This is a genomic window from Candidatus Nitrososphaera sp. 86-2 (assembly GCF_056726185.1).
Genome location: NZ_JBWZON010000001.1, coordinates 2,420,783 through 2,433,281, shown reverse-complemented (window position 1 = coordinate 2,433,281; position 12,499 = coordinate 2,420,783). Strand labels below are relative to the sequence as shown.

Here is a 12,499-nt window from a genome sequence, read left to right as displayed (position 1 = left end):
GGTGTTGGTGGCCGCCGCGTACAGGACTGCAATACTGATAACATACCCTTACGACGAGGCCATAAGTGAGGCCATATCGCTTGCAGACGCCGCCGGCTACAAGGTTGAAAAAATCGTGACGCAAAAGCATATTACGAAATCGCGCTATGGCATCGGCCGGGGAAAAGCGGAAGAAGTGAAAGCGATTGCCGAAGAAATCCAGCCCGAAGTGATAGTGTTTGACGAGGTACTCAAGCCGAGCCAGACCTACAACCTTGCAAGCGTGTGCAAAAAAGAAGTCATCGACAGAGAGCGCCTGATACTGGAGATATTCGAGCGCAGGGCAAGCACCACGGAATCAAAGACGCAGATAAAGCTGGCGCAATTGCGCTACGACATGACCCGTGCGAGGGAAGCGGTGCGGCTTGCGAGGGCCGGCGAGCAGCCGGGGTTTTACGGACTTGGCAAGTACGAGGCCGACGCGTACCTGCTCGACATAAAAAACCGCGCCCAGGCGCTCAAGAAAAAGCTGGAAAAAGAGGTTACAAAGAGGCAGCTGCACAGGAACCAGCGCGCAAAAGCGGGGCTGATGTCCGTCTCGCTTGCCGGCTACACGTCTGCTGGCAAGACCACGCTCTTTAACGCGCTCACAGGAGAGGACAAGAGCACGGCGTCAAGCGTATTTACCACGCTTTCCACATTTACACGGGCAATCGACCTTGGCGGCGACAAGGTGTTATTGCTGGACACCGTCGGCTTTATCAGCAAGCTGCCGGCGTACATGATTGACGCGTTCAAGTCCACCCTCGAAGAGCTGTCGTACGCAAGCCTCGTGCTTCTTGTCATAGACATTAGCGAGCCGGTCCTAGAGATAAGGCGCAAGCTTGCCAGCTCGCTTGAAGTGATAAGGGAGTTTGAGGTGCCCGAGACAAGGATTGTTTATGTCTTGAACAAGGTGGACAAGACTACGGTGGAGGACGCCTTTGAAAAAGCCGGCCAGCTCGGCCTGCTTGCTTCGCGGCGCGTGCTCCCGGTTTCTGCAAAGACAGGATACAACATGGATCAGTTGAAGAGCCTGGCAAGGTCCTTGCTTTTTGAAACAGAGGAGGAAGAGGAAGTGGTGCAAGATGAAAAGGGTGGCAGTGCTCAGGATAGGGCATAGGCTGGTGCGCGACGACCGCGTTACTACGCACGCGGCCCTCGTGTCCCGGGCGTTTGGCGCCGAAAAGATCTACATGACAGGCATCGACCAGTCGGTGAAGGATACTGTTAATGCGGTGGGCAAGCGCTGGGGTGGGAATTTCGAGGTGGAAATCGTGGACAGCTGGAGGGAAGTGGCGCGGGGCTGGAAGAAATCCGGCGGCAAGATAGCGCACCTGACGATGTATGGCATCAACATCGACGACGCCATTGAAAACGTGCGCAAGGAGGAGAAACTCTTGGTGATAATCGGCGCGGAAAAAGTGCCGAGGGAGGCGTACGAGCTTGCGGATTATAACATTGCAGTTGGGAACCAGCCGCACTCAGAGATTGCAGCGCTTGCGATATTCCTCGACAGGGTGTTTTCCGGAAAGCAACTGAAAAAAGATGTTGCCGGCGGCCAGCTGAGGATAGTGCCATCGGAAAAGGGCAAGCAGGTGGAAAAGATTTAATCGCTCCCCGGTCCCACCTGTGCCAGTGATGACACTAACCTGCGCCGATCGCCCATTCAGCGAGATGAGGAAATGCACCTCGACTGACACACTCTAGTGTGTACCTTGGTGCACATCACTTTTTCTTCTTCTTTTTGACGACAACCGCACTCAGTGCTGCCAAGAGGGGTACGACCCCTGTACAGCATCGTATCGCTCCTTCCAGTCCGGCAATTTCTTCTCTCCTTGGAGGTGTGCGGCAAGCCGGTCCAAAAACGCGTGCATACCGGGAGCAAATCCTAGGCCAGTCGCCTTTGTCAGCCGGCTGTGAGTCACGGTGAGAAGAGTAGCACCGGCGGCATCCTGCACCAGCTCCCACCTGATTACAGATTCTGCTTCGCCGTTTGGAAGATGCGGGTGAGAAGCGATGCGCCATTCGTGTTCAAAGACGCGTGGCGGGTCCCAGACCAGAATGCGGCCGGTTGTATGGAACCCTGCCGGCGCGGTGACAAAATCTATTGTCCCGCCGGGGCGCGCGTCGATGCTTGCCTTGGTATTGAACCAGGCGGCGAGCTCTTTTGGGTCCGTTATAGCCTTCCACACAGTTTCAGGCGGGTACGGGAGGTACCGCTCGTACCGGAGGGTAGCATAGCCGCCTTCAATAATGACATTGCCGGTCTTGTTGTTGTTCGCGTCATCATTTGGTTTTCGGTTCATTTTTCTCCTCATTCCTTTTTTTCTTGGACAGGTACTCTTCCAGCGCGTCAAGGCGCTTTGGCCAAAACACCTCGTACTTGGAGATCCAGGCGTCCAGTTCGGACAATGGCTTTGGCTGGAGGGCGTAGATCCTCTGCTGGGCGTGGACCCGCACGCTGACAAGTCCCGCGTCCCTGAGCACCCTCAGGTGTTTTGACACGGCTGGCTGGCTGATCGCTGGAAACGCATTGACAAGGTCGCCGGCCGTCCGCTCGCGTTCAAAGAGCAGATCCAGCATCGCTCTCCGGGTCGGGTCGGCCACGGCCGAGAACGTATCCATGCTTGCTTGATAGCAATCCAGTAATATAACATTTTGGTTATATACCATATCGATAACCCTGCTACTGCTGTCTGTAGCGCGCCGCAAAGGTATCCGGCTCGCTTGACTGGAGGTCGCCGGCAAACTGGTCCCTTAACAGCCTGCCGTACACCACGAGGTCGCGGGACATCATCTCTAGGCGCCTTGACAGCTCGGCGTTTGTTATCTGGCCGTCTGCAAAGTCCAAGTCGCCGTTTATTGAAAACCCATAAGGCAAGCTCCAGCCGTAGCACTGGCGCACAGCCGTGCGCATCTGGTCCATCGCAGTCAGCCCTTTTTCGTGCGACGCGACGACATAGCCAAACACTTTGCCTCCAAATTCTTTGTAAAAGTGGTCGAGAAAGTTCTTTAACGTGCCGGAAACCGAACCGTGGTAATCAGGCGACGCAAGTATGAACGCGTCAGCCCAAGCGACGGCCTTGGCCGCCTCTTCCACCGGTCCTGACGCCAGCGTGCCAGGGTCGCGTCCTTCTTTGGTCAACATTCCGTCAAACAGTGGCAATACCGTTTTGCCAAGTTCAAGCATACGCACCTGCGCGCCGCGCTTTTTGGCAAGCTCTAGCGCCATTTCCAGCGCCTTGGTGCTGTACGAGCCAGAGCGCATGCTGCCGGCCACGCCGAGGACGTTAATTGTGGGTTGCATGTTTTCCCCTGTCTCCATGCCCTTTGTATAACCATTTGGTTATATAAGGCTATGCAAAAGACAAGAGTTGGAAAATTGATGCTTGCTTATTTACTGCGTCATGAGGGCGGCTATCGCCTTTGCGGCTTCAGAGCTTCCAAACAGCAGTTCCACCGCTTTTTCCTTCTTTTTGCCCGGGTTAAGCTCTATTATGTGGAGCCGGCCGTCTATCAGGAATTCAAGGTGTAGCGACTTTCTTGCGACGCTTGCGTTCCTTATCCCAAAGCGCCTGCCTGCGAGGCTGTTTGGGCTCTCCGGGTCTAACATAGTCAGCCGGCCCACCGCTTCCACGAATTTATCCAAGAGCGCAAACATCGGCTCGGGTTTTTCCTTTTCGTTGTTCCCAGCAACCCCCCATTTCACCTTGCTTTCTGACAGGGATGCAAGGCTGTCAAACGTCTTGACGAATTCGCCAAAGACAGACTCCATCGTCACGTCTATTACGTGGTCCTTGGTCCGGACAAACTGCGACGTCACCTTCTGGTCCGTGAACTGGATCCCGCGGTATTTCACGTACAGCAGCGGCTGGCCGTACTTCACCACGTTTGCCTCGCAACCTTCCATCTGCGACACCATCTTTTGGAAATACGTCTTTGAGGAAGTGTTGCGCGCAGTTGAATTCATCTTTGACATTATCATCAGCTTCACGAGGTCGCGCACAAAGTCGTCCGCGTACCTTGGATAGTCTGCAAAATCGTACCGGACCTCCTCGACGACCAAGTTATCAGCAGGTATGGCCGGGCATCACCATTTAATTTTTCGTGCCAATATCGGGCCAGCTTGACCCCTCCATACCGCCCGGTAGTTAAGTAAAATAGACGTCTGGTGGCGCTTGCTTTCAATTTGGAGGAAAAGGAGCCGTTTGCGTTCCAGCCCGGTGCCGGCCACCTAGCGGACAGCAACATCGCGCGTTTCATGAAAAAGCACGGCATCTCCGACTACAAAGAGCTCGTAGAGAAGGCAAACGGCGACATTTCGTGGTACTGGGACGCAGTCAATGACGACCTCGGCCTGGAATGGTTCCAGAAATACGACAAGGTCTATGATTCTTCTGCCGCTGGCGTTCCGTGGACAAAGTGGTTCTTGGGCGGCAGGTGCAACATCGTCGCAAACGCGATAGACAGGCATGCCAAGAAAAACCCGGACAAAATCGCGTACATATTTGCCAATGAAAATAGTGCAAGGAAAATAACATACGGCGAGCTGGACATGGAAGTGGGCAGGCTTGCTTCGGCCCTTCTGGACGCCGGCGTGAAAAAGGGCGACATCGTGGGAATCTACCTTCCCATGATACCCGAGGCGTTCTTTGCCATTTTTGCCTGCTCCAAGATTGGCGCAGTGCACACGACAGTGTTTTCCGGGTTTTCGGCGCCGGCGCTGCGCTCCCGGCTCGTTGATTCCGGCGCCCGGCTCTTGGTAACGGCAGACAGCGCAAGGAGGCGGGGCAAGGACATCGACCTTAAGGCGCAGTGGTCGCAGGCAATAGAAGGAACGGGAGTTGAAAAGGTGGTGACGGTCGGAGGCAAAAACACAGGAAACAACATTGTCAATTACAGCGATTTTGTAAACGGCAAGAAACAGGCCAGGACGGAGGTCATGGATTCTGAAGACTCGCTTTTCATACTCTACACTTCTGGTACTACCGGCCTTCCCAAGGGCACGCTGCAGGTGCACGGCGGCTTTATGGCAGTCGCCGCGCAGCAGGCCGCGTACCTCATCGACCTGAAACCGGACGACGTCCTGTTCTGGTACGCGGACATTGGCTGGATAACGGGGCAGGTGTGGGTTGTGTACGGGAGCCCGATTGTGGGTGCCACCGCGCTCGTGTACGAAGAGGCGCTTGACCACCCCTCGCCGGACGCCTGGTGCAGGCTCGTGCAAGACCACAAGGTAAGCATCTTTGGCGCGGCGCCGACTGCCATACGGCTGTTCATGAAGAGCAACGTCGACACCAAAAGCTATGACCTTTCGTCGCTCCGCATACTTGCGTGCACCGGCGAGCCGATAAACAAGGAAGCCTGGAACTGGTACTTTGAAAAGGTGGGTGCAAAAAGGTGCCCCGTCATCAACCTCTCTGGAGGCACGGAGGTGGGTGGCGCCATACTGAGCGCACTCCCGGTGATGCCCCTGCGCCCGTGCACGGTCGGCTGCCCCATACCGGGATTCGACGCCGGCGTGCTTGACGAAGAGGGCAGGACGGCAAAGGAGGGCGTGCTCGTGATAAAAAAGCCATGGCCCTCGATGAGCAGGGGGATACTGAACGACCCTGCAAGGTTCATCGAGACCTACTTTTCAAGATACAGGGGCGTCTGGTACCACGGCGACGTCGTGTCGGTTGACAGCGACGGGCTGTGGTACATGCGCGGGAGGGCCGACGACGTCATCAAGGTGGCCGGCCACAGGATAGGGACTGCTGAGGTGGAGGCCGCGGCATCTTCGCACCCGGCGGTGGCAGAGGCGGTGGCAGTTGGAAAACCAGACGACCTCAAGGGCGAGACCATAGTGGTCTGCGCGGTGGTAAAGGACGGATACGCCCACGACGAGAAGCTGAAAGCAGAGATAGCGAAAAAGGTCGAGGAGGCGATAGGCAGGTTCGCAAGGCCACAAGAGGTGAGGCTCGTGCCAGAGCTCCCAAAGACCAGGACCGGCAAGCTTGTGAGGAGGCTGGTGAGGGCAAAGGTGGCCGGCGAGGACATGTCGGGGCAGGACGTCTCTACCGTGGAAAACCCACACTGTCTCGACCTGATCTAGCCAGCCAGATGGCCAGCAACCTTTATCCTACCGCCTCTTGCTAGCAGGGGTCATGCAGGAAGAGACCAGAAAAAAGTTCGAGCTCGCAGGAAGCAGGGCGCACTATGCCCCATCGCTTGTTTTCACTATAAGCCACATGAGGCTGGAAATAGAGCCGGACCTGGACGCGCGCACCATCTCGTGCAGGCAAGAGCTGGAAGTTGCCGCCGTGCAGGACGTTGATGCGACGATAGAGCTGGACGCTTGCGAATTGGAAATAAAATCTGTCCTTTTTGACAGCAAAAAAGCCTCTTTTCGCATAATCGGCGACAAGCTTGCGATAAAACTGCCAAAGCCCTTCAAGGAAGGCGAGCGGGCGCAAATCACGATTTCATACTCTGCAAAGCCGAGGAAGGGCTTTTACTTTGTCGCGCCAGACGAGCACTACCCGTACAAGCGCATCGAGGCGTGGACGCAGGGCGAGACCGTCGAGGCAAGCCACTGGTTTCCGTGCATCGACCACCCGCAGGTAAAGTTCTCAAGCGAAACAATAATCACAGTGCCGGAAGATTTTACGGCAATATCTAACGGCCGGCTCGACAAGGCAGAGAAGGGCGGCAAAAAGAAATGGAAGTACCACTGGGTTGAAAGCAACCCGCATCCTGCGTACCTCACGTCGGTTGTGGTGGGCAAGTACGTCGAGATAAACGAGGGCAGCCTCTACTACTACGTCCCGACAGAGCTTGCGCACGACGCCAAGAGGTCGTTTGACAGGACGGGCGACATGGTGCAGTTCTTTGAGGAATACCTCGGCACGAAATACCCGTACGAAAAGTACTCGCAGGTGTGCGTGCAGGATTTCGTTTATGGGGGCATGGAAAATTCCAGCTGCACCACCCTGACTCAGGACACGCTGCACGACAAAAAGGCCCATGTAGACTTTTCAAGCGACTACCTCGTTTCGCACGAGCTTGCGCACCAGTGGTTCGGCGACCTTGTGACGTGCAGGGACTGGCAGCACATCTGGCTCAACGAGGGGTTTGCGACCTACTGCGAGGCGCTGTACTGGGAGGCAAGCAGGGGCACTGACGAGTTCCACTATTACGTGATGCAGACTGCGGACGACTATTTCGACGAGGCAGCCAGCAGGTACGTGCGCCCCATCGTCACAAAAACGTACAAGCACCCCGATGACCTCTTCGACAGGCACACGTACGAAAAGGGCGGGAGCGTGCTCCACATGCTGCGCCACTTTGTTGGCGACAAATATTTCCGCCGCTCGCTAAAGACGTATCTGCACAGGTTCGCAAATGGCACAGCAGAGACCGACGACCTGAGAAAGGTGTTCGAGCTTGAAACGGGCAAGAGCCTGCAGCAGTTCTTTGACCAGTGGGTGTTCCGTGAGGGCCATCCGGACCTAAAGGTCGAGTTTTCGCAGGACAAGAAAACCGCCAGGATAAGGGTTGAGCAGGCGCAAGAGAAGCCGTTCTCCTTTGCGCTTGAGGTAAAGCTGGCTTTTGAAAGGGGAGCCAAAAAGACATACACGTTTGACGTCACGGACAAGGAAAGCACTTTTCAGATCCCGATAGAAAGGGAGGTGGAATGGTTCTCTGTTGACCCCGAGTTCAAGGTGCTGAAAACCATTTCAGTCAAGGCGCCAAAGGAGATGCTCGTAAAGCAATTGCAGAACGGCCAGACCGTAGTCGAGAGGGTCGAGGCCGCCCGCGCACTAAAGGCGCATTCCGCAGACTCTGTCGTCGACGTGCTGCAAAAAGCAATAATGAGCGACTTTTGGGGAGTAGCGGCAGAAGCGGCAAAGACGCTGGGCACAATCAGGACCGACCGCGCATACAGGGCGCTTGAAAAATGCCTGAAGGTGAGGCATCCAAAGGCAAGGCGCGCAGTTGTAAAGGCACTTGGCGATTTCAGGCGCCACGAGACAGTTGCGATGCTAAAGCCGTACCTGCACGAGGAGAGCTACTTTGTAGAGTCGGAAGCTGTGACTGCGATGGGCAGGACAAAGAGTGCCGACGCCGTTCCAATGCTGAAAAAGGCCGCCGAAACGACGTCGTTTCAGAACATCGTGGCGCAGGGCGCTATCTCCGGCCTCAAGGAGTTCCCTGATGACAAAGATATCGCAAGCCTGCTGGTGAAAAAGAGCGAACTAGGCAACCACCACCGCGTCAGGGAGGCCGCCACGTTTGCGCTTGCCAAGTTCGTAGACAACAACAATGCTGTTGTTGACCAGCTGAGGCTCTTGCTTTCCGACAACTGGTTCAGAGTCAGGATAAACGCGTGCAGGGCTTTTGCCGACGCCGAGTACGTCAAGGCGATACCCGACCTTGCAAGGGTGGCCGAGACAGACCTTGACCACAGAGTGAGGCGCGTGGCGGAGGAGTGCATCAACCTGATAAAGGACGCGGCGAAAAAGCCAAAGGAGGTTGCGCAGATGCGCGAGGAGCTTGACAGGATGAAGGCAAAGAGCCTGGAGACGATGCAGAGGATAGACAGGCTGGAGAGGGGCCTGCGCTAGCCCTCTTTCTCTTCCTTTACAAAGTCTGCAATCATCCTGTTGAACAGCCGCGGTCTGTCGACGTGTGGACGGTGGCCGCAGCCTTCCAAAAGCACGACGCGGCTTTTCTTCATCTTCACAAGCGGCTCGACGTATTTTGCGGGGATCATGGTGTCGTCCTTGCCCCATAGCACCAAGATAGGCGCCGCGATTTTTGACAGCCGGCCAGCGGTAAGGCGCGGGGCTCTTGCGCTCCCCGCAAGAGCAGACAGGAACGCCTCCTTTGCCCCGGGCATGGCAATTTTTTCATAGGCGGCCCGGGCGTACGCGTCGCTCACGGGCTTGTTGTCGACCGCATAGAGCGCCTTTTTCGCCTCCTCCACAGACTTGGCCTCCAGCACCTTCATGTAGCGCCAGAGCGCCGGCGACCCTTTGAACGATTTTGGGAGCACGCCGGATGGGCTTACCAGAATAAGCCTTGAAACGACGCCGGGATGTGCCAGAGCAAGCTCGCAGGCGACGTGGCCGCCAAGCGACGAGCCTACGACCGCAAGTGGCGCGAGGCCAAGGGCCTGTACAAATTTTGCGACAAAATCAGAGTAGAACTTTATCGTGTAGTTCATTTTCGGCTTGTCGCTATAGCCAAAGCCGGGCAGGTCAAGCGCTATCACTCGAAGATCCTTCTTCGCAAGCTCGCCGATGTTGTTTGTCCAGCTCTCGATTGCTCCGCCTAGGCCGTGCACTAGAAGCAATGGCAGGCCGCTGCCGCCAGAATCGACGTAGCGGACGCGCAGCCCGTCAACGTCCAGAAATGTAAAGTCCAATGGCATGTCTGCAAGGATTACTGCGTAAATTCCTTGCGGTAAAGCAGGAACAGCTCCGAGTCCTCTTCTTTTTTGAAGCTCTTGAGCATTGACGTGATGCTCTTGCTGTCGTAGCATACCACGTGCATGTGCTCGTACGTGCCATCATTGTACATGTTGGCGGCAAACGCAATGAGATCCCGCAGAGATTTTTTCGATGCCGAGTCTAGGTACACTATTTGCAAAACATCGTTCCTCTTCCAGTAGCCCCTAGCGTTGATTACTGCGACGCCGTCAACATCGCCCGTGACTGCGACGCTCTTTTCCTTGATTAGCTCCCGCAATGCCTTTTTGTCAAGTGGATACCAGTGCCAGCCCCTGACGTACGTGCCGGCAGACAGCCTGTATATCTGCGATTTTTGCAGGTACTCCCATATTCTGCCAAGGTCCGCAAGGGTGGCAAGCCTCGCCCCAGTTTTTTGCAGGCCAAACTCTTGGTCGGTGCTGTAATAGACCCACATTGAAACTGCCAAAAAGCCGTTTTTCTCCATCATGCGCTGCGACGGCGCGTTCTCGCTAGAGACTATAGCAGATGCCTGCCTTGCCCCATGCCTGCCCGCGTAGGCAAGCATCCTTTCCAAGAGCTCTGTGGCAATTCTGGACCTTCTGTATTCAGGGCGAACTCTGACTCCTTCAAGCCACGCCGACCTTCTTCCTGGGCAGATTGCGACGTGCGACATGCCTATTTTCTTGTCGCCGTCCTCTACTACGAACAGCCTCCCGTTCTTGTCTGAAAACCAATAGTCCCACACCTGATCGATATAGTCGCCCCAGCTGAACGTGTCGGTGCAAAAGCTCAGGATCTCCTCCTTGTCAGAGCTCTTTGCCCGCCGTATCTTCATGCCGCCTGCTCCATCTCTTGGATAATTGTCGCGACAAATTGCTTCACTTCTGTTATCCAGTCCAGCGCAAGGGAAAGCGACTCGGTCTCATGGAAAATAGTCACCACGTACGAGTTTTCCTTGAATTGGCTCACGCGGATGTCGCTCCACGACCTGTGCGACAACTCGCTCCCTGTTTTCGTCACTATTTGCAGCGCGCCCATCGGGTTCTTGTGGGCGACGTACCTGCCGGCAAGCGACGGCACGCCTTCGATGCTGGACAGTTTTGCGAGCATGTGCTCCCTGCCGCCGTCCACTATGGCGTGCGAAACTACGCGCACAGCGTAAACGTCTTTTTCAATGTCTATTTTCAGGTGCTCTTGCAATTGAGCTGCGGCAAAATTCAGGCACGCAAGAGTCTCTGCGTCCGGCTCTTTGAGCGTGTTTGGGTAGCTCATCACCTGCAGGATGCGGAACGGAAGCACATTTGACTGCACCGGCGCAATCCTGAATCCCTCGCGGTAAAAAGACATCGTCCCTTGCATCGGATGCGTGCCATAGTCGTCCGCGACGGGCTTGGCCTCAAAGCCCTGCGCGCCTGAAAACACCGTACCCAAAAGCTCGCTGTCAAGCGCCGGCCTGCGGAAATACAGCTGCACGTTGAACTGGGTGATGTGGACGTTGTCCATTCACTGCCATCTTCTTTTACTTGCTGCTACTACTACTGCTACTGACTGCCTTGGCCGACGATTCGGGGTCCTGCGGGATGACGTTGAGCCACGGCCTCAGTTTTTCATGGTCAATCTTGACAAGCTCCACCCCCGCGTCGCGCAAAAGCTGCGTCCCGTCCTCGGGGTAATCTGCAAGCACCACTATCCTCTTGATGCCGACACTTATAGCCATCTTGCTGCACTCTATGCACGGCGCAAAAGTGGAATACATGGTAGCGCCCCGGGTGCTGCCGGCATTTCCAAACATGGCGCACTGCATTATCGCGTTTGCCTCGGCGTGCGTGCACAGGCACCGGTCAAGGCTCTCGCCGGACTTGACCTCACCCCTCACCCGGGCAAGGCACCGGGGGCAGCCGCCCTCAAAGCAGTTCCTTATTCCCGGAGGAGTGCCGTTGTAGCCCGTCGCTATCTGCCTGTTCTCCTTGACAATGACTGCGCCGATATGGCGCGTCAGGCAGTTTGAACGGAGCTTGGCTATCTCGGCCTGCAGCATGAAATAGGTGTCCCAGTCGGGCCTTTGCATCAGGGGCTAGTTGGCAGGATTGCTATAAAAGCTGTTGCTGTTTACGTTTCTTTTTTCCTGCCGTCTTCTTTTTTGGCAGGTTTGATATTATCGCGTCGCATTCCTGCGCAAGGTCCATCGCCCTTGCCATGTCGCCCTTTTTCGCGCCACGCAGCTCCAGTGTATCGTCGAGAACACGGTGAGAGTTTACGTTGCGCAGCCTGTTGAACTCGTTCAACACCGCATAGTCCTCGTCTGAAAGGTGCCGGCCCGAATGCAGCGCGTCGATGATGTGCTTGAACTTGCGGTGCACCATTACATCGCCGTGCCTGTAAAAGTTGTTGAGTCTCTGCTCAAGGTACTCATGCGCCAAGAGTATCGCTTCAAGCTGCAACCCTTGGTCAAAGACCTGCTTGCAGTGCGCTAGAACGTCGTCTATCAGAATCCTGTGCCCTTCGTCGGCGTCCTGGTACGGCATATATGTACAGGGCAGCTGCCGATGCGTTGCCTTATAACATTACCTAGAGGATTTTCTCCTCAGACGCAGGCGCATCTCGTCGTCCAGCACCTTGGAGCTCACGAGCCATGCGACAAATGCGACTCCGGCGATGCCGGCGATTTCATAAGGCTCCATTTTACCGGACCCTTGCCGCTGCTGCCGCCTGCAAGGCAGGCGCGTCGCGCTTTGCTATCCTCCAAGCAGCTTCCATTGCCGCGAATGTCGCAACAAAGCCCATTGCCACGTATCCGATTGCTTCGATCATTTCGATCACGACGTTATATCGGAAGGATTAGAGATTAACGGTGCTCATAGCGCGCCCGTACGGTTCAGCGGGGCTTGATAATAATCAAAAGCGCGTTGAATAATCAGCTTGTGCAAACCGTATCAGCGGCGCTTTTGAGTAGTAGCTACTGCTTATGATAGCGCAAAAGGGCGTATTATCAATAGTAAAATCACCTTCCAGACAACTGC

14 protein-coding genes are annotated in these 12,499 nt (G+C 55.6%); 4 read left to right on the top strand and 10 right to left on the bottom strand.

The features are described from left to right. The first annotated feature begins 1 nt into the window (after position 1). On the top strand, positions 2–1,141 hold the full coding sequence (hflX, locus tag ACYOR7_RS14275) for a GTPase HflX (protein WP_479914379.1): 1,140 nt from the start codon (positions 2–4) through the stop codon (positions 1,139–1,141). Next, a complete protein-coding gene (locus tag ACYOR7_RS14270) occupies positions 1,107–1,631 on the top strand; it encodes a tRNA (cytidine(56)-2'-O)-methyltransferase (protein WP_479914378.1) in 525 nt (174 codons plus the stop codon). Before hflX ends, ACYOR7_RS14270 begins: the two co-directional genes overlap by 35 nt. Before the next feature lie 150 nt (positions 1,632–1,781). On the opposite strand, the gene ACYOR7_RS14265 is transcribed toward ACYOR7_RS14270, so the two are convergent. The 4 genes from ACYOR7_RS14265 to ACYOR7_RS14250 form a co-directional block, all read right to left on the bottom strand. Beyond that, a complete protein-coding gene (locus ACYOR7_RS14265) occupies positions 1,782–2,327 on the bottom strand; it encodes an SRPBCC family protein (protein ID WP_479914377.1) in 546 nt (181 codons plus the stop codon). Beyond that, positions 2,308–2,646, bottom strand: a complete 339-nt coding sequence (locus tag ACYOR7_RS14260; protein WP_479914376.1) for an ArsR/SmtB family transcription factor — start codon at positions 2,644–2,646, stop codon at positions 2,308–2,310. The genes ACYOR7_RS14265 and ACYOR7_RS14260 overlap by 20 nt, the downstream gene beginning before the upstream one ends. A gap of 61 nt (positions 2,647–2,707) precedes the next feature. Continuing rightward, a complete protein-coding gene (locus ACYOR7_RS14255; RefSeq protein WP_479914375.1) occupies positions 2,708–3,346 on the bottom strand; it encodes an NADPH-dependent FMN reductase in 639 nt (212 codons plus the stop codon). 72 nt (positions 3,347–3,418) lie between these two features. Beyond that, a complete protein-coding gene (locus tag ACYOR7_RS14250; protein ID WP_479914374.1) occupies positions 3,419–4,087 on the bottom strand; it encodes a hypothetical protein in 669 nt (222 codons plus the stop codon). Between the two features lie 123 nt (positions 4,088–4,210). Between ACYOR7_RS14250 and ACYOR7_RS14245 the strand changes: the two genes are divergently transcribed. Further along, the gene (locus ACYOR7_RS14245; RefSeq protein ID WP_479914373.1) at positions 4,211–6,118 is read left to right on the top strand and encodes an AMP-binding protein; all 1,908 of its coding nucleotides are present in this window, start codon (positions 4,211–4,213) and stop codon (positions 6,116–6,118) included. Positions 6,119–6,170: 52 nt separating this feature from the next. Continuing rightward, positions 6,171–8,630 carry a M1 family aminopeptidase gene (locus tag ACYOR7_RS14240; RefSeq protein WP_479914372.1) on the top strand — a complete coding sequence of 820 codons (2,460 nt, stop codon included), beginning with the start codon at positions 6,171–6,173 and terminating at the stop codon, positions 8,628–8,630. Here the strand turns inward: ACYOR7_RS14240 and ACYOR7_RS14235 are convergent. The 6 genes from ACYOR7_RS14235 to ACYOR7_RS14210 form a co-directional block, all read right to left on the bottom strand. After that, the gene (locus ACYOR7_RS14235; RefSeq protein ID WP_294804906.1) at positions 8,627–9,433 is read right to left on the bottom strand and encodes an alpha/beta fold hydrolase; all 807 of its coding nucleotides are present in this window, start codon (positions 9,431–9,433) and stop codon (positions 8,627–8,629) included. The two genes, ACYOR7_RS14240 and ACYOR7_RS14235, sit on opposite strands and share 4 nt — an antisense overlap. Before the next feature lie 17 nt (positions 9,434–9,450). Beyond that, positions 9,451–10,314 carry an N-acetyltransferase family protein gene (locus ACYOR7_RS14230; RefSeq protein WP_479914371.1) on the bottom strand — a complete coding sequence of 288 codons (864 nt, stop codon included), beginning with the start codon at positions 10,312–10,314 and terminating at the stop codon, positions 9,451–9,453. After that, entirely contained in the window at positions 10,311–10,982 is a 672-nt protein-coding gene (locus ACYOR7_RS14225) for a hypothetical protein (RefSeq protein WP_479914370.1), read from the bottom strand. The genes ACYOR7_RS14230 and ACYOR7_RS14225 overlap by 4 nt, the downstream gene beginning before the upstream one ends. A 16-nt stretch (positions 10,983–10,998) precedes the next feature. Continuing rightward, positions 10,999–11,547 carry a deoxycytidylate deaminase gene (locus tag ACYOR7_RS14220; RefSeq protein WP_294804912.1) on the bottom strand — a complete coding sequence of 183 codons (549 nt, stop codon included), beginning with the start codon at positions 11,545–11,547 and terminating at the stop codon, positions 10,999–11,001. A gap of 22 nt (positions 11,548–11,569) precedes the next feature. Beyond that, positions 11,570–12,004, bottom strand: a complete 435-nt coding sequence (locus ACYOR7_RS14215) for a hypothetical protein (RefSeq protein ID WP_294804913.1) — start codon at positions 12,002–12,004, stop codon at positions 11,570–11,572. Between the two features lie 157 nt (positions 12,005–12,161). Beyond that, positions 12,162–12,299, bottom strand: a complete 138-nt coding sequence (locus ACYOR7_RS14210) for a hypothetical protein (protein ID WP_479914369.1) — start codon at positions 12,297–12,299, stop codon at positions 12,162–12,164. Positions 12,300–12,499: the final 200 nt, after the last annotated feature.